At 72.1% G+C, this 26,213-nt stretch carries 20 protein-coding genes; 5 read left to right on the forward strand and 15 right to left on the reverse strand.

The genetic code is table 11. The features are described 5' to 3' along the window. Together ACYUED_RS19030 and ACYUED_RS19035 are read left to right on the forward strand one after the other, a co-directional pair. Nucleotides 1-792, forward strand: a complete 792-nt coding sequence (locus ACYUED_RS19030; protein WP_266516518.1) for an ABC transporter ATP-binding protein — start codon at nt 1-3, stop codon at nt 790-792. Continuing rightward, on the forward strand, nt 789-2,384 hold the full coding sequence (locus tag ACYUED_RS19035; protein WP_491293476.1) for a transporter: 1,596 nt from the start codon (nt 789-791) through the stop codon (nt 2,382-2,384). Before ACYUED_RS19030 ends, ACYUED_RS19035 begins: the two co-directional genes overlap by 4 nt. Before the next feature lie 154 nt (nt 2,385-2,538). Here ACYUED_RS19035 and ACYUED_RS19040 read toward each other — a convergent pair whose 3' ends face one another. Together ACYUED_RS19040 and ACYUED_RS19045 are read right to left on the reverse strand one after the other, a co-directional pair. Continuing rightward, complete coding sequence (locus ACYUED_RS19040) at nt 2,539-3,429, reverse strand: alpha/beta fold hydrolase (RefSeq protein ID WP_491293477.1); 891 nt, start codon at nt 3,427-3,429, stop codon at nt 2,539-2,541. Between the two features lie 585 nt (nt 3,430-4,014). Beyond that, nucleotides 4,015-4,707, reverse strand: coding sequence for an iron-dependent transcriptional repressor DtxR (locus ACYUED_RS19045; RefSeq protein ID WP_266681788.1), 693 nt, complete (start codon nt 4,705-4,707; stop codon nt 4,015-4,017). Nucleotides 4,708-4,932: 225 nt separating this feature from the next. Between ACYUED_RS19045 and ACYUED_RS19050 the strand changes: the two genes are divergently transcribed. Then, entirely contained in the window at nt 4,933-5,688 is a 756-nt protein-coding gene (locus ACYUED_RS19050; RefSeq protein ID WP_491293478.1) for an SIS domain-containing protein, read from the forward strand. A gap of 25 nt (nt 5,689-5,713) precedes the next feature. Here the strand turns inward: ACYUED_RS19050 and ACYUED_RS19055 are convergent, their stop codons facing one another. From ACYUED_RS19055 to pdxH, 3 genes are all read right to left on the reverse strand, one after another. Continuing rightward, nucleotides 5,714-7,120 carry a PAS domain-containing protein gene (locus tag ACYUED_RS19055; protein ID WP_491293479.1) on the reverse strand — a complete coding sequence of 469 codons (1,407 nt, stop codon included), beginning with the start codon at nt 7,118-7,120 and terminating at the stop codon, nt 5,714-5,716. Nucleotides 7,121-7,261: 141 nt separating this feature from the next. Further along, nucleotides 7,262-8,095: a GNAT family N-acetyltransferase gene (locus ACYUED_RS19060; RefSeq protein ID WP_491293480.1), complete on the reverse strand. Its 834-nt coding sequence runs from the start codon at nt 8,093-8,095 to the stop codon at nt 7,262-7,264. A 341-nt stretch (nt 8,096-8,436) separates the two neighbouring features. Then, a complete protein-coding gene (gene pdxH, locus ACYUED_RS19065; RefSeq protein ID WP_491293481.1) occupies nt 8,437-9,105 on the reverse strand; it encodes a pyridoxamine 5'-phosphate oxidase in 669 nt (222 codons plus the stop codon). Nucleotides 9,106-9,375: 270 nt separating this feature from the next. On the opposite strand from pdxH, the gene ACYUED_RS19070 reads away from it, so the two are divergent. Next, entirely contained in the window at nt 9,376-10,476 is a 1,101-nt protein-coding gene (locus tag ACYUED_RS19070; RefSeq protein ID WP_491293482.1) for a citrate synthase 2, read from the forward strand. A gap of 466 nt (nt 10,477-10,942) precedes the next feature. Here the strand turns inward: ACYUED_RS19070 and ACYUED_RS19075 are convergent, their stop codons facing one another. The 8 genes from ACYUED_RS19075 to ACYUED_RS19110 form a co-directional block, all read right to left on the reverse strand. Beyond that, entirely contained in the window at nt 10,943-11,563 is a 621-nt protein-coding gene (locus tag ACYUED_RS19075) for a TetR/AcrR family transcriptional regulator (protein ID WP_491293483.1), read from the reverse strand. After that, entirely contained in the window at nt 11,551-12,285 is a 735-nt protein-coding gene (locus tag ACYUED_RS19080; protein ID WP_491293484.1) for an enoyl-CoA hydratase family protein, read from the reverse strand. Before ACYUED_RS19080 ends, ACYUED_RS19075 begins: the two co-directional genes overlap by 13 nt. Further along, complete coding sequence (locus ACYUED_RS19085) at nt 12,282-13,859, reverse strand: 4-coumarate--CoA ligase family protein (protein ID WP_491293485.1); 1,578 nt, start codon at nt 13,857-13,859, stop codon at nt 12,282-12,284. Before ACYUED_RS19085 ends, ACYUED_RS19080 begins: the two co-directional genes overlap by 4 nt. Nucleotides 13,860-13,883: 24 nt before the next feature. Next, nucleotides 13,884-15,020, reverse strand: coding sequence for an acyl-CoA dehydrogenase family protein (locus tag ACYUED_RS19090; RefSeq protein ID WP_491293486.1), 1,137 nt, complete (start codon nt 15,018-15,020; stop codon nt 13,884-13,886). A 76-nt stretch (nt 15,021-15,096) separates the two neighbouring features. Further along, complete coding sequence (locus ACYUED_RS19095) at nt 15,097-16,941, reverse strand: acetyl/propionyl/methylcrotonyl-CoA carboxylase subunit alpha (RefSeq protein ID WP_491293487.1); 1,845 nt, start codon at nt 16,939-16,941, stop codon at nt 15,097-15,099. Between the two features lie 11 nt (nt 16,942-16,952). Beyond that, the gene (locus ACYUED_RS19100; protein ID WP_491293488.1) at nt 16,953-18,551 is read right to left on the reverse strand and encodes an acyl-CoA carboxylase subunit beta; all 1,599 of its coding nucleotides are present in this window, start codon (nt 18,549-18,551) and stop codon (nt 16,953-16,955) included. Continuing rightward, the gene (locus ACYUED_RS19105; RefSeq protein WP_491293489.1) at nt 18,548-20,242 is read right to left on the reverse strand and encodes an acyclic terpene utilization AtuA family protein; all 1,695 of its coding nucleotides are present in this window, start codon (nt 20,240-20,242) and stop codon (nt 18,548-18,550) included. Before ACYUED_RS19105 ends, ACYUED_RS19100 begins: the two co-directional genes overlap by 4 nt. Next, the gene (locus ACYUED_RS19110) at nt 20,239-21,033 is read right to left on the reverse strand and encodes a TIGR03084 family metal-binding protein (RefSeq protein WP_491293490.1); all 795 of its coding nucleotides are present in this window, start codon (nt 21,031-21,033) and stop codon (nt 20,239-20,241) included. Before ACYUED_RS19110 ends, ACYUED_RS19105 begins: the two co-directional genes overlap by 4 nt. Nucleotides 21,034-21,196: 163 nt before the next feature. Here ACYUED_RS19110 and ACYUED_RS19115 point away from each other — a divergent pair, with 163 nt between their 5' ends. Continuing rightward, nucleotides 21,197-21,937 (forward strand): class I SAM-dependent DNA methyltransferase, encoded by a 741-nt coding sequence (locus tag ACYUED_RS19115; RefSeq protein WP_491293491.1) that lies wholly within the window; start codon nt 21,197-21,199, stop codon nt 21,935-21,937. A 6-nt stretch (nt 21,938-21,943) separates the two neighbouring features. Here the strand turns inward: ACYUED_RS19115 and ACYUED_RS19120 are convergent, their stop codons facing one another. Both ACYUED_RS19120 and ACYUED_RS19125 read right to left on the reverse strand, forming a co-directional pair. Continuing rightward, on the reverse strand, nt 21,944-22,909 hold the full coding sequence (locus ACYUED_RS19120; protein WP_491294326.1) for an EamA family transporter: 966 nt from the start codon (nt 22,907-22,909) through the stop codon (nt 21,944-21,946). A gap of 171 nt (nt 22,910-23,080) precedes the next feature. Beyond that, a complete protein-coding gene (locus ACYUED_RS19125) occupies nt 23,081-26,011 on the reverse strand; it encodes an FAD-binding and (Fe-S)-binding domain-containing protein (RefSeq protein WP_491293492.1) in 2,931 nt (976 codons plus the stop codon). Between the last annotated feature and the right edge of the window lie 202 nt (nt 26,012-26,213).

Genomic DNA, 26,213 nt, shown 5'->3' on the forward strand with positions numbered 1-26,213 from the left:
ATGACAGAGGGAAATGAGGCCGGGGCCGCCGCCGTACGGGTCCGTGGGCTGTGGAAGCGGTTCGGGCAGCAGGTCGCTGTTGCCGGGATCGATCTGGAGTTGCCCGCGGGGAAGTTCATCGGGCTCGTGGGACCGAACGGGGCCGGGAAGACCACCACCCTCTCCATGGTCACCGGGTTGCTGCGGCCCGATCAGGGGAGCGTCGAGGTCGTCGGGCACGACGTGTGGCGGGATCCGGTGGCCGTGAAGGCGCGGATCGGGGTGCTGCCGGAGGGGCTCAGGCTGTTCGAGCGGTTGTCGGGGCGCGAACTGCTCGCCTACAGCGGGCGGTTGCGCGGACTGCCCGGCGGTGAGGTCGACAAGCGGGCCACGCAGCTTCTCGACGTGCTCGACCTGGCCGGCGCCCAGCACAAACTCGTCGTCGACTACTCGACCGGCATGCGCAAGAAGATCGGGCTCGCCGCCGCGCTCCTCCACAATCCCGAAGTGCTCTTCCTCGACGAGCCGTTCGAGGGCGTCGACCCGGTGTCCGCCCAGACGATTCGCGGCGTGCTGGAGCGGTACACCGCCTCGGGCGCGACCGTCGTCTTCTCCTCCCACGTCATGGAACTCGTCGAGTCGCTGTGCGACTGGGTGGCCGTGATGGCCGCCGGCCGCATCCGCGCCCACGGCACGCTCGCCGAGGTGCGCGGGGACTCGCCCTCACTGCAGCAGGCGTTCCTCGAACTCGTCGGCGCGGGCGGCCGCGACACGGGGTCGAACCTGGACTGGCTGGGCGGCGGCGCGCGATGACGGATCACGTGAACGTCACACCCGTCGTCGTACGCCTGAAGCTGTCCCTGCTGCGCAACGGACTCAAGCAGTCCGGCGGGCGGCGGGCCGCCTACGTCGTGTCGGCCGTCCTGGTCGTGCTCTTCGGGGCGCTGCAGCTGCTCGGGCTGGTCGCGCTGCACGGGAACGACCATGCGCTGTCCGTGGTCGTGCTGCTGGTGGCCGTGCTGGCACTGGGCTGGGCCGTGATGCCGCTGTTCTTCCCGGGCGGCGACGAGACGCTCGACCCGACGCGCCTTGTGATGCTGCCGCTGCGGCCCCGGCCGCTGGTGCGGGCGCTGCTCGCGGCCTCACTGGTGGGCATCGGACCGCTGTTCACGCTGCTCCTGCTGGCCGGTTCGGCGATCTCGGTCGCGCACGGCGGTGCGGCGTACGCCGTCGGTGTCGTCGCGGTCGTCCTCGCGCTGCTGGTGTGCGTGGCCCTCGCGCGCGCCGTCGCCGCCGCCAACATCCGGCTGCTGACCAGCCGCAAGGGCCGTGACCTCGCGGTGCTGAGCGGTCTGGTCATCGCGATCGGGGCGCAGCTGGTCAACTTCGGGGCGCAGCGCCTGGGTTCGTCCGGGCTCACGCAGCTGGACCCGGTGGCCGACGTGCTGAAGTGGGTGCCGCCCGCGGCTGCGGTCGGCGCGGTGGAGTCGGTGAGCGAGGGGTCGTACGGTGTCGCCGCCCTTCAACTCGCCCTGACTCTGGGTGCGTTGGGCCTGTTGCTCGGCATGTGGTCGCGTCATCTGACCCGGCTGATGACCTCGCCCGACGGCTCCACCCTCCAGGCCGCCGAACCCGCCGCCCGCGGACGGACCTCCGGCGGCCTCACCCGCCTGCTGCCCGCCGGCCGCACCGGTACGGTCATGGAGCGCAGCCTGCGCTACATCTGGCGCGACCCCAAGACCAAGGCCGCCTGGGTGACCTCGCTCGCCATCGGCCTGATCGTGCCGGTGTTCAACGCGCTGCAGGGCACCGGCTCGATCTACTTCGCGTGCTTCGCCGCCGGGATGCTCGGCATCCAGATGTACAACCAGTTCGGCCAGGACACGTCCGCGTTCTGGATGGTCGCCACGACCATCTCCTCCCCGCGCGACGCCTACGTCGAGCTGCGCGGGCGGGCCCTCGCCCTGCTGCTGATCACCCTGCCGTACGCCACCCTCGTCACCGTCGTGACGACCGCGATGCTCGGCGACTGGCCCCGGCTGCCCGAGGTGCTCGGGCTGTCCTTCGCCCTGCTCGGCGCGATGCTGGCGACCGGTGCGTGGACGTCCGCCCGGTTCCCGTACTCCATCCCGCAGGAGGGCTACAAGAACGTGGCTCCCGGGCAGACCGGTCTGGCCTGGATCTCGATCTTCGGCGGCATGGTCTCGGCGGCCCTGCTGTCCGCTCCCGTCATCGTGGCGGCGATCTGGGTCAACGTGGCGCAGAACGGCGACGAGTGGGGCTGGCTGCTCCTCCCGGCCGGCGCGGCCTACGGCGCCGGCATCACCCTGGCGGGCCTCCGCCTGGCGGCCCCCCGCACAGCGGCCCGCCTGCCGGAAATCCTGACGGCGGTGAGCAAGGGCTGACGGCACCTTCGGCCAACGGCCCTGCAACGCCGCCCCAAAGGGGCGCGGGGCTGTATCTGATATGCGGCTCCGCCGCGTGGCGCGACCAGCCACCATCGACCTGCCCCCGCAAAACGACAGAAACCCCCAACCTGTTAGGCGCCCCCGTCCAGCCTCACGCAGTGAGCACCGCATCCACGAACGGCTCGATCGCCGCCCGCCATCCCTCTGGCTGGTCGTAGTGCACAAGATGTCCGGCGTCGGCAACCTCCGCGTACTCCCCGAGAGGCAGCACCCGGACCATCTCCTGCGCCTCGGCGCGCCCCAGCTCACCGTCGAGCCCGCGCACGACCAGCGCGGGACACCGCACCTGCGCCAGCTCCTCCCAGTGCGCGTCGTACACCCACGTCTCGCGGGACCTGAGCATCTGGCCGGGATCGAACACGGGCCGCCAGCCGTCGGCGGACTCGTGCATCACCTCGGCGTAGAACTCACCGCGTGACGGATTCGGCCGCTCCACCCAGGGATCGTCCTCGCCGAACCACTTCCGTACGTCGGCGAGGGTGGCGAAGGGGGCGGGCCAGGCCCGAAACCACTCCTCCCACTCCCGCTGCGAGGCCGCGCCCAGTGCGGACGCCCGCATGTCGCAGATGATCAACCCGCGGACCAGATCGGGGCGCTTGGCCGCGAGCTGCCAGGCGGTCAGCGCGCCCATGGCGTGACCGATGAGGACGGCCGGGGTGAGACCGAGCTGCTGCAGAGCGGCCTCGGCGTCCTCGACGTAGGCCTCACGCGTGAACACTCCCTGCGGCGGCTTGGCGCTCTGGCCGTGGCCTCGCTGGTCGAGCGCGACGGCGCGGTGCCGCTCGGAGAGCCAGCGGGCGGTGGAAGCCCAGTGCGAGGCGCGGCCCATCAGGCCGTGCAGTAACAGCACGCCGGGTGCGGGCTCGCCGGTCGCGCCGTTCGTCGGATCGGCCTTGGGCGGGTCGGTCTTGGGCGGGTCGCCGAACTCCCAGGCGGCAAGGCGTAGGCCGCCCGCCCCGGTCACATCGATGCGTCGCGCCATGGTCCTGGCACCCCCCTAGCTCCGCTCGGACCGCTCGCTCCGCTTGAGCCGACCGGTCCTGTGAACCGTGTCCTGCCGTGCCGTGCAGCTGTCTGTGCTGGTGCGCGTCCCCTCCTGAAGCGCAGATCCCGCGTGATCCGTTACCCAGACTATCGAATGGCCATTCGAAAAAGCCGTCTCTGCGGGCAACACCCCTCGTACGAGTGACCTCGCTCAAGGAATGATCGCCGCCGCTGAGGGGAGATCTTCAGCGGGAGGCGGACCGCTCGGGGAAAACGGTCCGAAGGGGATGACCCTGGGAGCTCGGGGCTCCGGGTCAGCACAGGGGAGGACAGGCCCCGGCGCCGCATGGCGCCGGGGCCCTCCACACGTCTGCGGCACATCCTCCCGCCCCCTCAGGTCATATGCCTCACGCGACAGCCTCGCACGCGGAACGTCCGAGCGCTGCGATTTCCGCGCACTGAATCTCGACATCGAGGAGTTCGGCCAGAAGCTCGTGCGGCGCCTCAAATGCCCCTGGAACACCGGAAGTTGACGGCATCCGCGCGGCCCGGGGCAGGGCCGGAAACAGCTCGTCCGCGGTAGTCAGCGCTTGGCCACGAACACGTGGGACGCCACGTCCGCCGCCAGCTCGGCAGCCTCACCGCCGCTGCCCACCAGCACGCCGCCCGCCGACTCCGTCACGCTCACCACCGAGCCGGGCTGCACGCCCGCGCGGCGCAGCGTGTACATCAGCTGCGCGTCCGTCTGGATCGGCTCGCCGATACGGCGCACCACGACCGTCTTGCCCTCCAGGCCCGGGTCGAGATCGGCCAGCGACACCATGCCCTCGTCCAGGAACGGGTCCGCGCCGTCCTTCTCGCCCAGCTCCTCCAGGCCCGGGATCGGGTTGCCGTACGGCGACTCGGTCGGGTGCCGCAGCAGCTCGAGCACCCGCCGCTCCACGGCCTCGCTCATCACGTGCTCCCAGCGACACGCCTCGGCGTGCACCTGCTCCCACTCCAGGCCGATCACGTCGACGAGCAGACACTCGGCGAGCCGGTGCTTGCGCATCACGCGCGTGGCGAGCCGGCGGCCCTCGTCCGTGAGCTCCAGATGACGGTCGCTGGCGACGGACACGAGGCCGTCCCGCTCCATCCGCGCCACCGTCTGGCTGACCGTCGGCCCGCTCTGGTCCAGCCGCTCGGCGATCCGGGCCCGCATGGGCACCACACCTTCCTCCTCCAGCTCGAGGATGGTGCGGAGATACATCTCCGTGGTGTCGATCAGTCCGGACATACGTGCCCCTTGGTGAGATCTGCCGGAAGCACGACAGCTTCTGGCGTGTGCGCTGGCCCTGGATCCAATTCTGACGCATACCACTGACAAGCGTGCCGCGCCGTTTGAACCAGGGGATTACGGCGGGGTACCGGGAGCAGCTGACGGCATGTATTGACACGGCACTGGTCCAGACCGCACGGTGATCCGCGACACGGACACTCCTGCCGCCCCGGAAGGACCCGCATGAGCGACGGCAAACCGGCCGACCAGTTCTTCGACGCCGCGATCGATCTCCTGCAACGGGTCCGGGACGAGGAGGCGCAGTCCATCACGGCGGCCGGCACACTGCTCGCGGACACCGTCGTCAACGGCGGCCGCCTCTTCGCCTTCGGCGCCGGACACTCCTCGCTCGCCGCACAGGACGTCGTCTACCGCGCGGGCGGCCTCGCCCTCATGAACCTGCTCGCCGTGCCCGGCGTCGTCGGCGTCGACGTCATGCCGGCCACCCTGGGCTCCGCCCTGGAGCGCGTGGACGGCCTCGCGAGCGCCGTCCTGGACAGCTCGCCCCTGCGTGACGGGGACGTCCTGATCATCATCTCCCTCTCCGGCCGCAACGCCCTCCCCGTCGAGATGGCCATGTCCGCCCGCGCGCGCGGAGTGCGGGTCATCGGGGTGACGTCGGTGGCGTACGCGACCGAAACCCGTTCCCGGCACGTCTCCGGCACCTGTCTGCGCGACCACTGCGACATCGTCCTCGACTCCAAGATCGCCGTCGGCGACGCGACCCTCACCCTCGACACCGTCCCGGCCCCCTTCGCCCCGGCCTCGACCGTCGTCACCAGCGCGATCCTGCAGGCGGTCATGGCCACGGCGGCGGGCGCACTGGCCGAGCGGGGCATCGAGCCGCCGCTGCTCAGGTCGGGGAACGTCGACGGCGGACACGAATGGAACGGGCGCGTGATGGCGGAGTACGGGGACCGGATCTTCTACCAGCAGTGATCCGGCGCGATCAGGCCTTGATCCGCTACTCGCGCCCCACGACCCGCGCCAGATCCAGCGCAGCCCCGATTCTCGCGGCCACGTCCTCCGCGTAGGCCGCGTCGGCCCGCTCGAACTGGCTGCGCCCACCCCCGCGCAGAAACGTCACGACCCCCAGCGTCCGCCCCCGGCTGCGCAGCACCGCGCACAGCGCGTGCACCGCGTCGCCGGGCCACTGCCGAGCCCGTGCCCACTCCCGCGCCTGCTCGACCGGCACCGACCCCACACTCGCCCGCACCGACCCGATCCGCTCCACGCACTGCAACGCCGGATGCCCCTGCGCGTACCGCACCGGCAAGCCCGCCCGCCCGGTGAGCAGGCTCGGCCCCGGCGCCCCGGAGGGCGTCGCGGCGACCCGTACCAGCCGCACCGGCCCCTCCGTCGCCCCCTCCGCAGCCGGGCTGCCCGCCACCCGGTCGATCAGCGCGTGATCGGCGAACCCGGCGAGCGCGAAGTCGAGATGGACGGTCGCCGCCTCCCCCGGGTTCTCGCACTCCGCGGCCGCCCGGGCCGCCCGGTGCAGCTGTTGGGTCCTGAAGCGCAGCAGCGCCGCCTCCTGCTCGCCCTGCTTGCCGTCCGTCACGTCCTGGAAGAGCCAGGCGACCCCCAGCGGCACCGGCTCCTCCGCGAGGGGCGAGGCCAGCCGTACGAAGCCACAGCGCCAGCACCGCCGCTGATCGCCCTCCGGCGTCCGCACACTCACCCAGATCTCCGCCGGCGCGGGCGGGGCGCCCTCCGCGAGCACATGCGTGAGCGCGCTCTCCAGTTCCTCCACGCCCTGCGCGAGCAGCTCCCCCAGCGGCCGCCCCAGCGCCGACGTACGCCCGATGCCGAGCGAACGCGCCGCGTGCGCGTTCACCACGGCCGGACGCAGATCGGCGTCGACGAGCACGACCCCCCAGCTCGCGTCCTCGAACAACGCCTCGCTGAGCGCGATCGACCGCTCCAGGTCGATCTGCGTGTGCACTTCACTGAAGGCGCAGTACACGCCCGCGGGCTTGCCGTCGGGCCCGCGTACCGCGGCGGACTGCGTCCGCACCAGCACCCGCCCGCCGTCCTTCGTCAGCAGCGCGAACTCGTGCACCTGCCGCCCGGGGGCCTCCATGGCGGACATCAGCCGCCCCTCGACCTCCTCGGCGTCCGCACTGCGTACGGCCCACCCCGCGAACCCGTGCCGGCCCACCGCCTCGGCCGCGGTCCATCCCAGGATCCGCTCCGCCTCACGGTTCCAGTGGGTCACCACCCCGCCGGCGTCGAAGGCACACAGCGCGGCGTCCATCCCGTCCAGCAGCGCGGCCAGCAGATCGGAGCCGTCAGGACCCACGGGACCCGCCCGCTCGGGCTCGTCCGGCCCCAGCTCGTCGGTGGTCCCACTACGCCGGGAAGCACTCACCTGGACCCCCTGCCAAGCTGCGTCCGCACCTACGGCGCGTCGTTTCGCTCACTCGCAATCATCTAACTTGAACGTGACACAGCACACACCGAGTTCCCACAAGATTGAGGGAATCGTTGTAAGCCGCCTCCGCCTCCACGATCACCCCTGAGCCAGCCGAAGATCAACCCACTCATCGCTTTCGCCGTCGAGCACATACCGCTCGACCTCGGCGAATCCGCACTTCTCGGCGAACCGCAGCCCGTCCTCGTTGGCCGCCAGCACGCATGTCTCCACCTCCCGGGCGCCCAGCACACGCGCGTGCGCCAGCCCCTTCTCGTAGAGCGCCGTCCCGAATCCCCGCCCGCGGTGGCCCGGCAGCACGCGCGCGATCACCGTCGCCGCACCCCGGTCGCCCTCCGGCGGCCGCACCGTCGAACAGCCGACGAGAACATCCCCGAGATACGCGTTCTCCAGCCGATAGCGCCCGAGCCGTTCCCGCGCCGCGTCGAGCGACATCGCGGCGGGCGGCACGACCACGTTGTGCACATGCCGCCACTCGTTGAGCATGGCCTCTCCGTGCACGGCCTCGATCCGCAGCCCCCTGCGCCGCGCGTACACCTCGATCTCGATCCGCATCCGAGGATCCGCGAGCCCGCACACCATCATCGTCGCCGCCGGCCGCACCTCCCCGAACGCCTTGCGCAGCACGGGCCAACACGGCTCGAAGTCCTCCCGCGCCGGCAGCAGATACCGCACCCGTACGACATCGGAGAACCCGCACCCCGCCTCCGCGAGCGCCGCCCCTATGTTCCGCAGACACTGCTCCGCCTGCTCCACGACGCCGTCGGGGATCGTCATGGTGCCGTAGTCGAACCCCGTCGTCCCGGACACGTGCACCCAGTCGCCGTCCACCACCGCCCGGGCGTACCCGATCTGCTCCTCGAAGGTGGAACCACCGAGAACCGCCCGCCGCGTCACCTGCTGTTCTGTCATGCACAGAACGCTAGCCCGGTCGGTATCGCGAAAAACCGGTTGATCGGTGGTCGCCCGCTTCCTAGGCTGCTGCCAATTCGGAAAGGAGGTGGTTCGGCAGATGTATGAATACCGGACGGAAGAGGTGGCTGCGGGCTAGTGGCCCGCCGTCGTACTCGGTTCGGCGCCGGACGCCAGCGTGTGTGAGTTGCACGCAGCCGGCCCAATCCAATGCAGTCACCCGACCCGCGAGTCGCCGGTACGTCCGGCCGGCTCCTCCTCTGGAGGAACCAGACTCGCGGGTCGCCTGCGTTTTCAGACCCGCGTGATCCGCGTGATCCGAGTGATCTGCGTGCCCCGCTTCACGGACTGAGCCGCTCCACGCGCCAGCCCCCGTCCGCCTCCGCCACATACCGCAACCGGTCGTGCAGCCGGTTCTCGCGCCCCTGCCAGAACTCCACCGCCTGCGGGGCCACCCGGAAGCCGCCCCAGTTCGGGGGGACCGGGACCTGCTCGCCCTCGGGATAGCGGGCGGCCAGTTCGGCGTACGAGGTATCGACGTCGGCGCGGGTGGCGATCACGCTCGACTGGGCGCTGGCCCAGGCGCCGAGCTGGGAGCCGTGCGGGCGGGTGCGGAAGTAGGCGGCCGTCTCGTCACGGCCGGTGCGGCGGGCGAGGCCCGTGACGATGACCTGGCGGGCCATCGGGTGCCAGGGGAACAGAAGCGAGACGTACGGGTTCTCCGCCAGGTCGCGGGCCTTGCGGGAGTCGTAGTTGGTGAAGAAGACGAAGCCCTGCTCGTCGAACTGCTTGAGCAGCACCGTGCGGGAGCCGGGGCGGCCCTCGGCGTTCGCCGTGGAGACGACCATCGCGTTCGGCTCGAACAGGTGGGCCTCCGTCGCGGCCTGCTCGAACCAGCGCGCGAACTGCGCCACCGGAGTGGCGGCCAGATCGGACTCGGCGAGGCCCTCGGCCCGGTACTGCTTGCGCATGGCGGCGGGGTCCAGGGGGGCGGCGTCTCGGTCGGTCACGCGGTCATCCTGCCGTATGCGCGGGTGCCGTCCGGCCTGCTGTCCGTCATCATCGAAGAGTGCGAGTGGCACTGAGTGCCGCGAAGTCTCCACAAGAGTGGCACTCGGGGATATCGTGCTGGTGCCGTTCCGGTTGAGTGAGCAGCCGTACGGGGCATCACCAGGGTGGCCACCCAGGACCGCGAGTCGCACGAACCGACCGGGGATCCAGCGGCCGAGCCGCCATATCTGTCGTGCACATCTGTCGTACACATCACGAGGAGCCGCCTGATGTCCGACTTCGTACCCGGTCTCGAGGGAGTGGTCGCGTTCGAGACGGAGATCGCCGAACCGGACAAGGAGGGCGGCGCCCTGCGGTACCGGGGCGTCGACATCGAGGACCTGGTCGGCCACGTCTCGTTCGGCAACGTGTGGGGGCTGCTGGTCGACGGGGCCTTCAACCCCGGTCTGCCGCCCGCCGAGCCCTTCCCGATCCCCGTGCACTCCGGCGACATCCGGGTGGACGTCCAGTCGGCGCTGGCCATGCTGGCTCCCGTGTGGGGCCTCAAACCGCTGCTGGACATCGACGCCGAACAGGCGCGGGCCGACCTGGCCCGAGCCGCCGTCATGGCCCTCTCCTACGTGGCCCAGTCCGCCCGCGGCCAGGGGCGGCCCATGGTTCCGCAGCGCGAGATCGACAAGGCCCAGTCCGTCGTCGAGCGGTTCATGCGCCGCTGGCGGGGCGAACCGGACCCGAAGCACGTCGCGGCCGTCGACGCCTACTGGACGTCGGCCGCCGAGCACGGCATGAACGCGTCCACCTTCACGGCCCGCGTCATCGCCTCCACCGGCGCCGACGTGGCCGCGGCGCTCTCCGGCGCCGTAGGAGCCATGTCCGGGCCGCTGCACGGCGGGGCTCCGTCCCGTGTCCTCGGGATGATCGAGGAGATCGAGCGGACGGGGGACGCGGAGGCGTACGTGAAGCAGGCCCTCGACAGGGGCGAGCGCCTGATGGGCTTCGGGCACCGCGTCTACCGAGCCGAGGACCCACGCGCGCGCGTGCTGCGCCGTACCGCGCGTGAGCTGGGCGCTCCGCGGTTCGAGGTGGCCGAGGCCCTGGAGAAGGCCGCGCTGGCGGAGCTGCACGCCCGGCGCCCGGACCGGGTCCTGGCGACCAACGTCGAGTTCTGGGCAGCGATCGTTCTCGACTTCGCCGAGGTCCCGGCGCACATGTTCACGTCGATGTTCACGTGTGCCCGTACGGCCGGGTGGTCCGCGCACATTCTGGAGCAGAAGCGGACCGGGCGGCTCGTACGGCCGTCCGCGCGCTACATCGGGCCCGGGACGCGGGGTCCGCAGGCGATCGAGGGCTACGAGGGCATCGGCCACTAGGGCCTGTTGCGAAAGTGGCGTCGTCGGCCGAAGGGCGGCCGCGCGGCGTCCGGTGCGTGCTCTCGGCGTGCCGTCCGGAAGCCCTCGTACTGGGCGTACTCGGGCTTTCGGGCGGTGCGGCGAGAGTGCGTGCCGGGCGTCGCGCGGCAGACGCCACTTTCGCAACAGCCCTGGTGCCTCATCAGGCGCCGTTTGCCGGTTGAGGAGCGGCGTCCGGTGCGTGCTCTCGCCCCTGCCGGGTGCGGGCCCTCGTACGGGACGTACTCGGGCCTGCGCCCGGTGCGGCGCGTGGGGGCACCTCCCACGCCCTGAGGCTGTGGGGGAGCGTGCCGGGCGTCGCGACGGGCGAACGTTGCCTGCCGGGCACTGGCCGGGTGCGGTGGCCTCATGTGGGGCTGCGGCTCCGTGTGAGACCGCGCGGCCGCCAGGACCACGGGTTTTCCGTGCACGGCTCCCGGCTCGGTGATCAGCCCAGGGCCTGGTCCAGCAGCGCCGCCCACTGCGCCACGACCCGGTCCCGGCGCCCGGTGTCGTCGGTCAGCAGGTTGGCCAGGCCCAGGCCCCTGGCCATGTCCAGGAGGCCCTGGACGGTCTCCCTCGCGCCCGGGCGGGACTCGTCGGCGCCCAGCAGGTCCACCGCTATCCGGTGCGTCTCGCGGCCGACGCGCGCCTCCAGTTCCGTCACCCGGGGGCGCAGCTGCTCCTCGTTCGAGGCGGCGACCCAGAGGTGGAGGGCGGCTCGGAAGAGCGGGCCGGTGTAGAGGTCGACCAGGGCCGACACGACGGCGCGCCGGTCGCCCGCCGCGCCTCGCGGGAACAGGTCGCGCAGGGCCGTGGACCGCTCTTCGGCGACGTACTCGACCGCTGCCGTGAAGAGGTCCTCGCGGGTCGGGAAGTGGTGCTGGGCGGCGCCGCGGGAGACTCCCGCGCGTTCGGCGACGACGGACACCGTGGAGCCCGCCCAGCCGTGCTCGGCGAGGCAGGCCACGGCGGCCTCCAGGAGCCGCTGCCGGGTGGCCCGGCTGCGGTCCTGCTTGGGCACACGGTCTACGCGATCGACGCTGCCGTCTGCGGTCACAGCACCCATGGGGGATCCCGTCGTTCCAGGAAGGCCGTCATTCCGTCGCGGGCCTGCGGGGAGGCGAACAGCCGGGCGGAGAGCGCGGTGAGGTCGGCCGCGTCACGGTCGAATGTCTCCAGCACCCTAGCTGTGAGCAGCTGTTTCGTCTCGGCCAGGGCCTGGGGGGCGGCTCGGCGCAGACCGTCGAGGACGGGGGCGAGGGCTGTGTCGACGTCCGCGCCCGCCACCGTCAGCAGGCCGATGCGGGCCGCCTCCGTCGCGTCGAAGCGCTCGCCGGTGAGGTAGTAGCGGGCCAGGGCCCGCGGGTCCGTGCGGGGCAGGAGGGCGAGGGAGATGACCGCGGGGGCCACTCCGATCCGCACCTCGGTGAACGCGAAGGTCGCCTCGGTGGACGCGGCCGTGATGTCGCAGGCGGCCAGCAGGCCCAGGCCGCCCGCCCGTACGTGCCCGGTGACCCGGGCGACGACGGGTTTGCGCAGGCCGACGATCTGCCGGAACAGCCCCACCAGTGCGTCCGGGTGCGGGGGGTCGCGCAGGTCGGCGCCCGCGCAGAAGGTGTTGCCGGTGTGGGTGAGGACGATCGCGCGTACGTCGGCGTCCTTGGCGCAGTCCGTGAGCGCGTCGGCCATTTCGCCGACGAGCGCCGCCGAGAGCGCGTTGCGGTTGGCCGGGGCGTCGAGGCTGAGTGTCTCGACGCCACGCGCGCGTGTGCGTCCGATCGACGTCATGTGCGCTCCCTGAGTGCCCGCAGTTCCCGGCGCAGGATCTTCCCGGAGGCGGCCCGGGGGACGCCGTCGATGAAGGTGACCTGGCGGACGCGCTTGTAGGGGGCGACGCGTTCGGCGACGTACATCATGACCTCTCCTTCGGACAGGCCGGTCGCGTTCGGCTGGCGGACCACGTACGCGTGCGGGACCTCGTTGTTGTCGTCGTTGTAGACGCCGATGACGGCCGCGTCGGCGATGCCCGGGTGGGTCAGCAGCAGGGCCTCCAGTTCGGCGGGGGCGACCTGGAAGCCCTTGTACTTGATGAGTTCCTTCACCCGGTCGACGACGAACAGCCAGCCGTCGGCGTCCACGTGGCCCACGTCTCCGGTGTGCAGCCAGCCGTCCTCGTCGATCATCGCGGCGGTGGCGTCGGGGCGGCCCAGGTAGCCCTTCATGATCTGGGGGCCGCGGATGAGGATCTCGCCTCCCTCACCGATGCCGAGGTCCTTGCCGGGGTCGTCGAGGGAGACGACGCGCATCTCGGTGCCGGCGATGAGCTTGCCGACGGTTCCGGGCGGTGCGTCGGCCATGGCGTCGAGCGGTACGACGTGCGTGCCGGGCGACAGTTCCGTCATGCCGTAGGCCTGCCCGACGGGTGGCAGGCCGAGCCGCCGGGAGCAGGCGGCGGCCAGGCCGGCGTCCAGCGGGGCGGCGGCGCTGACGATGTACTTCAGGGACGACAGGTCGTACTGGGCGACCAGCGGGTGCTTGGCGAGGGCCAGGACGATCGGCGGGGCCACGAACAGGCCGGTGATGCGGTGGTTCTGGATGGCCGCGAGGAAGGTCTCCAGCTCGAAGCGCGGCAGGACGACGACCGTGGCGCCCTGCCTCAGCGGCGCGTTCATCAGCGCCGTCAGGCCGTAGATGTGGAAGAAGGGCAGGACGGCGAGGATACGGTCACCGGGGCCGGTCGGCATGACGGGTTCGAGCTGGGCGAGGTTGGTGGCGATCTGGCGGTGCGTGAGCATCACGCCCTTGGGGACACCGGTGGTCCCGGAGGAGTACGGCAGCGCCGCCACGTCGGTCACCGGGTCGATGTCGACCGCCGGCTCCGGGGCGGCGGAGGCCAGCATGTCGATCAGCGACCTGTGCCCCGGCGCACTGTCGCAGACGAAGATCTCCTCCACGCCGCCCGCGAGTGCGGCGGCCCGCCGCGCGGTCTCCAGCAGCGGCGACACGGTGACGATCCAGCGGGCCGCCGAGTCCTTCAGCTGCTTGCCGAACTCCTCGGCCGTGGCCAGCGGGTGCACGGTGGTGACGGAGGCACCCGCGCGCGTGGCCGCGTAGAAGGCGGTCGGGAAGGCCACGGTGTTCGGGCTGTGCAGGGCGAGCACGTCGCCCTTGCGCACGCCGGCCTCGGCGAGCGCGGCCGCGATGCGCCGGTGGAAACGGTCGAGCTGCTCGTACGTGAGGGTGGTGCCGTCGGTTCCGTCGATCAGGGCGGGCGCGTCACCGAACTCGGCGGCCCGGCCAAGGACCGCCTCGTGGATGGGGAGATCTACGGGCGGGACGTCTGCGTACTCGCTGCGGAACACGGTTCCTCCAAGGCGACGGGCGGCCTAGTACGACTTGGGCAGGCCCAGGGTCTGGTGGGAGACGTAGTTGAGGATCATCTCCCGGCTCACCGGAGCAATACGAGCCACGCGCGAGGCTGTTATCAACCGGGCGAGCCCGAATTCGCGGGTGAGCCCGTTTCCACCGAGGGTGTGCACGGCCTGGTCGACCGCCTTCACACAGGCCTCGCCCGCCGCGTACTTCGCCATGTTGGCGGCCTCACCCGCGCCGGCGTCGTCCCCGGCGTCGTACAGGTACGCCGCCTTCTGCATCATCAGGCGGGCGAGTTCGAGGTCGATGTGTGCCTGGGCGAGGGGGTGTGCGACGGCCTGGTGGGCGCCGATGGGGGTCTTCCAGACGGTGCGGTCGCGGGCGTACTCGACGGCGCGGGCGAGGGCGTGGCGGCCCATGCCGATCGCGAAGGCGGCCGTCATGATGCGTTCCGGGTTGAGGCCGGCGAAGAGTTGCAGCAGGCCCGCGTCCTCGTCGCCGACGAGCGCGTCGGCGGGAAGGCGCACGTCGTCCAAAGTCAGCTCGAACTGCTTCTCCGCGGCGTGGAGTTCCATGTCGATCTGCCGGCGGGCGAAGCCCTCCGCGTCGCGCGGGACGATGAACAGGCAGGGCTTGAGGGAGCCGGTGCGGGCGTCCGCGGTGCGGCCGACGATGAGGGTCGCGTCGGCTATGTCCACACCGGAGACGAAGACCTTGCGGCCCGTGAGCAACCAGTCGCCGGTGTCCGGGTCGCGGCGGGCGGTGGTGGTGATGCGGTGGCTGTTGGAGCCGGCGTCGGGTTCGGTGATGCCGAAGGCCATGGTGCGGGTGCCGTCCGCCAGGGCGGGGAGCCACTTCTGCTTCTGGGCGTCCGTGCCGAAACGGGCGATCACTGTGCCGCAGATGGTGGGGGAGACGATCATCATCAGCAGGGGGCTGCCCGCCGCGCCGAGTTCTTCCAGGACGATGGAGAGTTCCGCGATGCCGCCGCCTCCGCCTCCGTGTTCCTCGGGGAGGTTGACGCCCAGGTAGCCGAGCTTGGCCGCCTCGGACCAGAGAGCTTCTCGGTCGAAGTCGCGGCCGTGGCGGTTGCCCAGGGCGGCGACGGCGGATCGGAGGGCCTTGTGTTCTTCGGATTCGATGAGGGCCATCTGGTCTCCTTCGGGCTGCGGGTCGTGGGTGGCCGGTCGCGCTCGCGTAGCCGCAAATCGATACGGCCCCGCGCCCCTAGGTGGGCTCCACGACCGCAAGCAGTGCTGCGACCTCTACCTGTTGTCCCGTTACGGCGTGCAGGGCCGTCAGCGTGCCTGTGAGCGGGGCTGTGATCTTGTGCTGCATCTTCATCGCCTCCAGCCAGAGGAGGGGCTCTCCGGCCTGTACGGCGGCTCCCACGGCCAGCCCGTCGGCCACCTTGACGACCGTTCCCGGCATCGGTGCCAGGAGGGACCCCGGGGCGTGCTGGGCCGTCGGGTCCGGGAAACGTGGCAGAGCGGTCAGCGCCGTCGCGTTCACGTACACCTGGTCGCCGTACCGTGCCACCTCGAACTTGCGCTGTACGCCGTCCACTTCGAGTACGACGAGAGCGGCGTCCGCGTGCACCACCCGTACGCCGTCCGCTTCCAAGCCCGCCCGCGTGTGCCGGTAGTGGGCCTCGTGGTCCTCGCCCGCCATCGCGTAGCGCCGGGTCTGCGGCTGGGAGGGGAGGTTGCGGAAGCCGCCGAAGCGGGAGCCGTGGGTGTGCGCGCCGGCGAGGGCGGCGGCCAGGGGGGCGTGCGGGTCGGGGGCCGGGGACGTCAGGTCCGCGAGGTGACGGTCGTAGAAGCCCGTGTCCATGCGGGACGTGGTGAACTCCTCGTGCCGCAGGGAGCGGAGCAGGAGGTCACGGTTGGTGACGGGGCCGTGGATCGTCGCGCTTTCGAGGGCGCCCGCCAGTTTGCGGATCGCTTCCGCGCGGGTGGGGGCGTGGGCGACGGCCTTCGCGAGCATGGGGTCGTAGTGGACGCCGATCGGGTCGCCGGACGCGTAGCCGGTGTCCAGTCTGATGTGCTCCGGGACGTCGAGGCGGTGCAGGGTGCCCGTCTGCGGGGTCCACCCGGTCGCCGGGTCCTCGGCGTACAGGCGGGCCTCGACGGCGTGGCCACGCGCGCGCGGAGGCTCCGTTTCGAGTGCGTGCCCCTGGGCGACCTGGATCTGCAGGGCCACCAGGTCGATGCCGAACACGGCTTCCGTGACGGGGTGTTCGACCTGGAGGCGGGTGTTCATCTCCAGGAAGTGGGCCCGCTCGCCGGACACGAGGAACTCGACGGTGCCGGCGCCGACGTAGTCGACGGCCCGGGTGGCCCGTACGGCCATCTCGTGGAGGGAGCCGGTCAGTTCGGGCGTCAGGGACGGGGCGGGTGCCTCCTCGATCACCTTCTGGTGCCGGCGCTGCAGGGAGCAGTCCCGGGTGCCCAGCGCCCACACCGTGCCGTGCGTGTCGGCCAGGACCTGCACCTCGACGTGCCGGCCGCCCTCGACGTACGGCTCGACGAAGACCTCGCCGTCCCCGAAGGCGCTCGCGGCCTCGGCCCGTGCGCCCTCCAGTGCGGCGTCGAGGTCCGCCAGGCGGCGCACGACGCGCATCCCGCGTCCGCCGCCGCCCGCGGCCGCCTTCACGAGCACCGGAAGATCCGACTCGGCCACCGCGGTCAGCGGCGCGAGGCCCATCAGCTTCTTGGCGCGTGTCTTGGAGGCCATCGCCTCGATCGCCTCCGGGGGCGGGCCGATCCACACCAGTCCGGCGTCGATGACGGCACGCGCGAAGTCCGCGTTCTCGGAGAGGAAGCCGTAGCCGGGGTGCACGGCGTCCGCGCCGGACGCGACGGCCGCCTTCACGATCAGGTCGCCGCGCAGATACGTCTCAGCGGGCGCCGCGCCCGGCAGCCGTACCGCCGCGTCGGCCACGCGCGCGTGGAGCGCGTTCTCGTCGGCGTCGGAGTGCACGGCGACCGTCCGGATGCCCCACTCACGGCAGGTCCGGAAGACCCGGCAGGCGATCTCGCCCCGGTTGGCGACGAGGACTGAAGTGATCACTGGTAGGTCCCTCACATCCGGAAGACGCCGAAGCCGCCCCGTGCGCCCTCGTACGGCGCCGTGTGGACGGCCGACAGGCACAGGCCGAGGACGGTGCGGGTGTCGCGCGGGTCGATGACGCCGTCGTCGTACAGCCGCCCCGACAGGAACATCGGCAGCGACTCGGACTCGATCTGCTGCTCCACCATGGCGCGCAGGGCGGCGTCCGCGTCCTCGTCGTAGGGCTGCCCCTTCGCGGCCGCCGACTGCCGGGCGACGATCGAGAGGACGCCGGCGAGCTGCTGCGGGCCCATGACGGCCGACTTGGCGCTGGGCCAGGCGAACAGGAAGCGCGGGTCGTACGCCCGCCCGCACATGCCGTAGTGACCCGCTCCGTACGAGGCGCCCATCAGCACGGACAGGTGTGGGACCCGGCTGTTGCTCACCGCGTTGATCATCATCGCGCCGTGCTTGATGATGCCGCCCTGCTCGTACTCCTTGCCGACCATGTAGCCGGTGGTGTTGTGGAGGAAGAGGAGGGGGATGTCCCGCTGGTTGGCCAACTGGATGAACTGGGCGGCCTTCTGGGACTCCTCGCTGAACAGGACTCCCTGGGCGTTGGCCAGGATTGCGACGGGATAGCCGTGCAGAGCGGCCCAGCCGGTCGTCAGGCTCGTCCCGTACAGCGGCTTGAACTCGTCGAAGTCGGAGGCGTCGACGATCCGCGCGATCACCTCGCGCGGGTCGAAGGGCGTCCTGAGGTCCCCCGGGACGATGCCCAGCAGCTCGTCCTCGTCGTACTCGGGGGGTGCCGCCGGTCCCGGATCGCCGTACGCCTTGCGGTGGTTGAGGCGGGCGACGACCCGCCGCGCCTGCCGCAGGGCGTCCGGCTCGTCGACGGCGAAGTAGTCCGCGAGACCCGACACGCGCGCGTGCATCTCGGCGCCGCCGAGCGACTCGTCGTCGCTCTCCTCGCCGGTGGCCATCTTCACCAGGGGCGGACCGCCGAGGAACACCTTCGCGCGTTCCTTGACCATGATCACGTGGTCGGACATGCCGGGGATGTACGCGCCGCCGGCCGTCGAGTTCCCGAAGACGACGGCGACGGTCGGGATACCGGCCGCCGACAACCGTGTCAGGTCCCGGAAGATGGCGCCTCCGGGGATGAAGATCTCCTTCTGGGACGGCAGATCGGCGCCGCCGGACTCCACCAGGCTGATGCAGGGCAGCCGGTTGGCGAGCGCGATGTCGTTGGCCCGCAGGGCCTTCTTCAGTGACCAGGGGTTGCTGGCGCCCCCGCGCACGGTCGGGTCGTTGGCCGTGATCAGGCACTCGACGCCCGACACGACCCCGATGCCGGTGACGAGCGAGGCACCCACCGTGTACTCGCTGCCCCAGGCGGCGAGCGGCGACAGCTCCAGGAAGGGCGAGTCCGGGTCGAGAAGCAGCTCGATGCGCTCGCGGGCGAGCATCTTGCCGCGCCCCCGGTGCCGCGCGACGTACTTCTCGCCGCCGCCCGCCAAGGCCTTCGCGTGCTCCGCGTCCAGGTCGGCGAGCTTGGCGAGCATGGTGTCGCGGGCCGCCCGGTAGTCGGAACCCGCCGTGTCCAGGCTGGAGTCGATGACGGTCACAGCAGCTCCTCCGGGATGTCCAGGTGACGGGAGCGCAGCCACTCGCCGAGGGCCTTGGCCTGCGGGTCGAAGCGGTGCCGGGCGGCGACGCCCTCGCCGAGGATGCCCTCGACCACGAAGTTGAGGGCGCGGAGGTTCGGCAGCACGTGCCGGGTGACGTTCAGGGCGCGGCTCTCGGGGATCAGCTCGCGAAACCGGTCCGCCGTCAGCTCGTGCACGAGCCATCGCCAGGCTGCGTCAGCCGCGGACGTCCGCACCCACACACCCACGTTGGCGTTCCCGCCCTTGTCACCGCTGCGCGCACCGGCGACGAGCCCGAGAGGGGCGCGCCGGGTGGGCCCGACGGCGGGCGGTTCAGGCGCTGCGGGGTCCGGAAGCTCTTCGAGTACGAGGGTGTCCTGGGCCGGGGTCACAGGGATCCGCCGTCCGTCATAGAGCACCGCCACATGGTCGACGGCGCCATGGGGGACGTACACATCATCGAAGACCCCATAGGGCGCGCCCTTTCCAGGTGGCGCCAGCACATGGAAGCCGGGGTAGCTGGCCAGCGCCAGTTCCACGGCGGCCCCGCTCAGCGTCCGGCCGACGATCCTCTCGTCCGGGTCCCGTACGACGAGCCGGAGCAGCGCGCTCGCCGTCTCCTCGGTCGCCGCGTCGGGCCGGTCGGTGCGGACGAGGTCCCAGCCGACCTCGCCGGGCGGTGACGTGGCCTCCCGGAACGCGGTCTCCATCTGCTCCCGCACGAGCTCGGCCTTCGCCTCGATGTGGAGGCCGGTGAGGACGAAGGCGACCTCGTTGCGGAAGCCGCCCAGGCGGTTGAGGCCGACCTTGAGGGTGGGGGGCGGGGCCTCGCCGCGCACGCCCTCGATGCGGACGCGGTCGGGGCCGTCCTGGGTGAGCCGTACGGTGTCCAGCCGGGCCGTCACGTCCGGCCCCGCGTACCGGGCGCCCGCCGTCTCGTACAACAGCTGCGCGGTCACCGTCCCGACGTCGACGAAACCGCCGGTGCCGGGGTGTTTGGTGATGACGCAGCCGCCGTCGTCGTGGATCTCGGCGAGGGGGAAGCCGGGCCGCCTCACGTCCCGCGCGCGATCGTCGAAGAACGCGTAGTTGCCGCCGGTCGCCTGTGCCCCGCACTCCAGCACATGCCCGGCGACGACGGCCCCCGCCAGCCGGTCGTACTCCGTGGGCCCCCACCCGAAGTGCGCGACGGCGGGCCCGGTGACCAGCGCGGCATCCGTCACGCGCCCGGTGACGACGACGTCCGCGCCCTCACGGAGGCAGGCCGCGATGCCGAACCCGCCGAGGTAGGCGTGGGCGGCGAGGCTGCCCGGGTGGGCGGCGGTGAGGTCGTCGCCCTCGACGTGGGCCACCCGGACGGGGATGCCGAGGCGGTCGGCCAACTGCCGTACGGCGGTGGCGAGTCCGGCCGGGTTGAGGCCCCCCGCGTTGGTGACGATGCGGACGCCGCGCGCGTGGGCGAGGCCCAGGCACTCCTCCAGCTGGCGGAGGAAGGTGCGGGCGTATCCGCCGGAGGGGTCCTTGAGGCGGTCCCGGCCCAGGATCAGCATGGTGAGCTCGGCGAGGTAGTCGCCGGTGAGGACGTCCAGTTCCCCGCCGGTGAGCATCTCGCGCATGGCGTCGAAACGGTCGCCGTAGAAGCCGGAGGCGTTGCCTATGCGCAGGGTCATTCGACGCCTCCCCCGGGCTTGCGTCCGGCGCCGGAGGGCCCCGCGAAGGCCTGGGCGATGTCGAGCCAGCGGTCGGCGTCGGGGCCCTCGGTGCGCAGGGCGAGGTCGAGGCGGTGGGCGCGCTGGGTGACCAGGAGGCAGAAGTCGAGGGCGGGGCCGGTGACACGGTCGTCGGCGTCCTCGGGGCCGTACACCCACAACTCGCCGGAAGGTGCGGTCAGTTCGACGCGGAACTCCTCGAAGGGCACGGGCAGGCCCTGCACGCCGAAGGCGAAGTCGCGGGTGCGGATGCCGAGGCGGACGATGTGCCGGAGCCGGTCGGTCGGGGTGCGTGTCACCCCCAGCGCATCCGCGACGTCCAGGCCGTGGGCCCAGGTCTCCATGAGGCGGGCGGTGGCCATCGAGGCGGTGGACATGGGCGGGCCGTACCAGGGGAAGCGGGCGCCGTCGGGTGCGGCCCGCAGCGCCTCGGCCAGCGCCGTACGCCCGGCCCGCCAGTCCGCGAGCAGCTGCGCGGGCGGCTTCCGAGCGCCCTCCTCGGCGCCGTTGTCGACGAAGTCCCCGGGTGCGGCCAGCGCCTTCTCGACCTCACGCGCGAAGGCGCCCTGGTCGGTCACGGTCAGGAGGGACGAGTGATCGGTCCAGGCGAGATGCGCGATCTGGTGGGCCACGGTCCAGCCGGGTGCCGGGGTCGCGAGCGCCCACTGCTCCGGGCTCAACTCGGCCACCAGGAGGTCGAGTTCCTCGCTCTCCGCACAGAGATCGTCGATCACGGGCGTCGGGTCAGCCATGGGGCGAGCATGGCAGCGACCTCAGAAACAATCAAGCATGCTTGCATTATTTGTTCCCGCACCTTGATCCGCCTGATCCGATGGACGCGCGTGATCCGCCAGACCGCCCGATCCGACGGAAATTCCCGCGCGCCGCCCGTCGGTGCCGCAGTACGGTCGGCCGATGCTCGATGAGGACGGTTACTTCGGAGAATCCGTCGCGGCGGGGTACGACGAGTCGGCGGGGGGCATGTTCGCGTCGGACGTCGTGGGACCGGCCGTGGACCTGCTGGCGGAGCTGGCAGGCTCCGGCAGGGCTCTGGAACTGGGCGTCGGCACCGGTCGCGTCGCGTTGCCGCTGTCGGAGCGCGGCGTCGAGGTGCACGGCATCGAACTGTCCCGGGCGATGGCGGAGCGACTGCGGGCCAAGCCCGGCGGCGACGCGATCGGCGTGACGATCGGGGACTTCGCCACGGCCAGGGTGGCGGGCGGCTTCTCCGTCGCGTACCTGGTCTTCAACACGATCATGAACCTGACGACGCAGGACGCCCAGGTCGACTGCTTCCGCAACGTCGCCGCGCATCTCGACCCCGGCGGTTGCTTCGTCATAGAGGTGGTGGTCCCCGACCTGCGCAGGCTTCCGCCCGGGCAGAACGCGGTGCCGTTCCAGGTGGGCGAGGGGCGGCTGGGCTTCGACCTGTACGACGTCGCCACCCAGTCGGTCAGCTCGCACCATGTGCGGGTGGAGGACGGGCAGGGCTCATATCTGACCGTGCCGTTCCGCTACGTATGGCCCTCGGAGCTGGATCTGATGGCCCGGATCGCCGGGCTGAGGCTGCGTGACCGGTGGGACGGGTGGTCCCGGCAGCCGTTCACGAGTGAGAGCCGCCAGCACGTCTCGGTGTGGGAGAAGGCCGCGGACTGACTCCCGTCAGGCCTCCGGCGCCACGGTCCTCCCCCGCCCCACCTGCGTCCGCACCGCACCCATGCTCGCCGCGACGACCAGGGCGATCGCGGCGGCCTGCACGGCCGACAGGGACTGGCCCAGGATCAGGAATCCGGCCGTCGCGGCGATGGCCGGTTCCAGGCTCATCATGATCGCGAAGGTGGAGGCGGGGAGACGGCGCAGCGCCAGCAGTTCGAGGGTGTAGGGAAGGACCGAGGAGAGGATCGCCACCGCCGACCCCAGGGCGATCGTCGTCGGGTCGGTGAGCCTGGTCCCCGATTCGGCGATCCCGAGCGGGAGCATCACCAGCGCGGCCACGCCCATGGCCAGCGCCAGCCCGTCGGCCTGGGGGAACCGCCGGCCCGTACGCGCGCTGAAGATGATGTACGTCGCCCACATGGCGCCCGCCCCCAGCGCGAAGGCGACTCCGACCAGGTCGAGGTCGCCGAAGCCCCCGCCGCCGAGGAGGAAGACGCCGACGAGCGCCAGGCCGGCCCACACGGCGTTGACCGCGCGGCGGGAGGCGAGGACGGAGAGGGCGAGTGGGCCGAGGACCTCGAGGGTGACCGCGAGGCCGAGCGGGATACGGGCGACCGCCTGGTAGAACAGGCCGTTCATCGCGCCCATGGTGAGGCCGAAGACGATCACCGTGCGCCAGTCGGAGCGGGAGTGGCCGCGCAGCCGGGGGCGGCAGACCACCAGCAGCACCACGGCCGCCGCGAGCAGACGCAGGGTGACCACGCCGAGCGCGCCGGCCCGCGGCATCAGGCTCACCGCCAGCGCGCCGCCGAACTGCACCGAGACACAGCCGGCCAGGACCAGGCCGACCGGCCCGAGGGAGCCGCGGCCGTGCGGGGCCGTGGCGGCGGCCTGCACCGCTGAGGGCGAGGAGGTGGTCGTACTGGGGGTGGTCACGGGCGGTCCAGGTACTCGGCTCGGGGTTTCGTTCATCATGCTGCACTACCAGGTCCAGGGTAATGGACTCAGTCAGGCGTGTGAACCCGTTTTACAGCTGTCCCGCATGGTGGACTCACAGGGCTCGCAGGGCTCGGACGACGCAGATCCCGTGCCAGGCTCCGCCTCCGGCCCGCGCCCCCCGCGCTCCCCCTCAGCCCGTCCCTCTCAAGCCCCCTCCAGCCCTTCCGCCAGGACCTCCGCGAGATGCCGCCCCCGCACCCCGCCCAGTTGCTCCAGCTGCGTCCGGCAGGAGAAGCCGTCCGCCAGGACCACCGCCCCGTCGGGTGCTTCGCGCACCGCCGGCAGCAGCTGGTCCTCCGCGCACGCCGCCGAGACCTCGTAATGGCCCTGCTCGAAGCCGAAGTTGCCCGCGAGACCGCAGCACCCTCCCGCCGGCTCCCCGGTGAGGCCCGCCGCTTCGCGCAGACGGCGGTCGGCGTCGTCGCCGAGGACCGCGTGCTGGTGGCAGTGGGTCTGGCCGGTGACCGGGCGGTCCAGGCGGGGCGGGCTCCAGTCGGGGGCCAGCCGCTCCAGGGCCTCCGCGAAGGTGAGGACGCTCGCGGCGAGACGGGCGGCACGGGGGTCGTCGGAGAGGAGTTCCGGCAGGTCGGTGCGGAGGGCGGCGGCGCAGCTCGGTTCCAGGACGACGAGGCGCGGCCCGCCGTCCCCCGCCGCATCAGCCACGAGGAGCGGGTCCAGCAGGTCGAGCGTGCGGCGCAACACCTCGCGGGCGCGGTCCAGTTGGCCCGTCGACAGATAGGTCAGTCCGCAGCAGACGCGCTCCCGGCGGGCCGTGAGGTGCCGGAGGGCGTACGACGTGCTGCCGTCCTCCTCCGTCTCCGTGAGATACCCGGCTGTCCTGGGGATGAGGACCGGCGCCAGTCCGGCCGCCTCCAGGACCCGCACGGCCGCCTTCCCCACCTCCGGCGAGAGGTGCTCGGTGAAGGTGTCCGGCCACAGGAAGACGTGCGGGCCGGACCTCTCCTCGCCGTACTCCGGCCCCGCATCCCGGATCATCCGCCGTGCCCGCGCCCTGGCCCGACGCCCGTACCACCGGCTGAACGTCTCCCCGGCCACCCGCGGGATCCGCCGCTCGGGCGCGATCCCGCCGAGCCGCTTGGCGAGCGCCGCCAACGGTCCGACAGAGGCGAGGGAGTTGACCAGCCACGCCGTGCGCGTACGCTCCACCAGCCGCAGCCACCTCGGCAGCCATCCCATGCTGTAGTGCGCGGCCGGGCGGCGGCGCCCCTCGTAGTGGTGGTGCAGGAACTCCGCCTTGTACGTGGCCATGTCGACCTCGACCGGGCAGTCCGAGCGGCACCCCTTGCAGGACAGGCACAGGTCCAGCGCGTCCCGCACCTCCGTCGACCTCCAGCCGTCGGTCACCAGCTCGCCCGCGAGCATCTCGTGCAGCAGCCGGGCACGCCCGCGCGTGGAGTGTTCCTCCTCGCCGGTCGCCCGGAAGGACGGGCACATGACGGACGAGCCCGCGGCAGCCGTCGTACGGCACTTAGCGACCCCCACGCACCGCCGCACGGCGGCCGAGAAGTCGCCGCCGTCGGCCGGGTATCCGAAGGCCACGTCGACGGGTTCGCGCGGCAGGACGGAGAAGCGGAGGTTCGCGTCGAGCGGGGCCGGGCGGACCAGCATGCCGGGGTTGAGGAGGTCGTCCGGGTCCCAGACGCCCTTCACCCGCTCGAAGAGGCCCACCATCTGAGCGCCGTACATCTTCGGCAGCAGCTCGGCCCGCGCCTGCCCGTCCCCGTGCTCCCCGGACAGCGAGCCGCCGTGTGCGACGACGAGTTCGGCGACCTCCTCCGAGAACCGCCGGAAACGGCCGACCCCCGCCTCGCTCAGCAGGTCGAAGTCGATACGGACGTGAACGCAGCCGTCCCCGAAGTGCCCGTACGGGGTGCCGCGCAGTCCGTGTGCGGTGAGCAGTCCGCGGAATTCGCGCAGATACCCGCCGAGCCTGGCGGGCGGCACCGCGCAGTCCTCCCACCCCGGCCAGGCCTCGCTACCGTCCGGCATCCGCGTCGCCGTACCGCTCGCGTCCTCCCTGATCCGCCACAACGCCCGCTGCCCGCCCGGATCGGTGACCACGAGGGAGTCGACGACATCGGCGGCCCGCACGATCGCCTCCGCACGCGCGCGTGCCGCCCCCTGCGACTCGCCGCCCGTCTCCACGAACAGCCAGGCCCCGCCCCGCGGCAGCCCCGCCGCGGACGCGGGCGGCACCAGGTCCGCCGCCATCCCCTCCACGGTGAGCGGCTCGTACGGCAGCAGCCCGGCCGCGGCCTCGGCGGCGGCACTCTCGTCGGCGTACGCCAGCACGGCCAGCGCACGCGCGCGTGGCGCCTCGACGAGCCGCAGGACCGCCTCGGTCAGCACGCCGAGTGTGCCCTCGGAACCGCAGAAGGAACGGGCGACGTCCGCGCCCCTCTCGGGCAGCAGCGCGTCCACCGCATAGCCGGAGATACGGCGGGGCAGCTCAGGGAACCCGGTACGCAGCCGCGCCAACTCCCCCTCCACCAGACCCCGCAGGCCCTCCGGCGCCCCGGCCCACCCCTGCCCGGGGCTGAGCCGCTCCCCGCGCGCGGTGATCACTTCCAGCTCCCGCACGCTGTCCGCCGTGGTCCCCCAGGCCACCGAATGCGAGCCGCACGAGTTGTTCCCGATCATCCCGCCGAGCGTGCACCGGCTGTGCGTGGAGGGGTCGGGCCCGAACCGGAGCCCGTGCGGGGCGGCGGCCTCCTGCAGCCGGTCGAGGACGAGCCCGGGCTGGACGACGGCGGTACGCGCCTGAGGGTCGATCGACACCAGGCGGTTCATGTGCCGGGTGAAGTCGAGCACGACGCCGGTGCCGGTGGCCTGCCCGGCGATGGACGTACCGCCCCCACGGGCGACGACGGGCACGCCGTGCTCCCGGCACACGGCCAGCACGGCGGCCACGTCATCGGCGTCCCGAGGCGCGACGACCCCCTGCGGGACCCGCCGGTAGTTGGACGCGTCCATGGTGACCAACGCCCGGGAAGTGAGGTCGAACCGCACGTCACCCCGGACAACCTCGCGCAAACGTGCCTCGAGATCCGACATGGGGCCAGCAAACCAGCCCACGGTCGGCACCCTCCAGCCGCCGGTCGGAGCAATTCAGCCGTCGGTCCGAGCAATGCGGCCCGTCCGGCGTTCGAGGACGAGGTCCTTCGGGCCGAAGCGCCCGTCCCGAGGAAGGCAGCCCCCAGGGACGGCGGGCGGCAGCCCCCAGGGACGCCCACCGAGACACGCGTCTCACCCGACG

It is taken from the genome of Streptomyces sp. DF42, assembly GCF_058267695.1.